Annotated in this window: 1 protein-coding gene; it reads right to left on the bottom strand. The window is 37.2% G+C overall.

Annotated features, from left to right (window positions below):
- Nucleotides 1-416 (bottom strand): TolC family protein (locus MTN96_RS36915; RefSeq protein ID WP_248534871.1); only part of this gene is annotated, 416 nt, incomplete at its 3' end.
- Nucleotides 417-454 lie beyond the last annotated feature (38 nt).

The raw sequence follows: 454 nt of genomic DNA, 5'->3' as shown, positions 1-454 counted from the left end.
AAGGATATTTCTGCAAGCTTGAATTGATTTTCCAAACGTATTCCTGCATGAAGCCCTTCCGCACGTTGATTTAATGCAAGTAAGTAGTCAGAAGTATTAATGTCACCAGCTTCCCAGCGCTTATTTAATAAGTTTTCGCTGCTATCTAATCTGCCTTTTGTCAGTTTTTGCCATTGCTCATAATATTTTTTACTGACAATAAGCGATTCATAATTAGCTTTTGCTTCAAATGACTGCTTTCGATAAACCGACCGAAAGTTAGCCTCTGCTGCAATTGCTTCTGAATAAGCGGCTTTAACAGTATCTGAATAGTTATTTCTGATATTTAAAGGCATTGAGAAAGTCACGCCAATCAAGTCTTCATCTCCACTTTTCCCTGCGTTAACTCCAATGGTTGGATTGGCTTTAGATTCCATAGTGGTTAGTTGAGCTTTAGATTGTTTTATCTTCCATT

The organism is Pseudoalteromonas sp. 2CM28B, assembly GCF_023161935.1.
The sequence above is the reverse complement of the archived record's forward strand: the minus strand, read 5'-3'. Positions and strand labels throughout refer to the sequence as shown.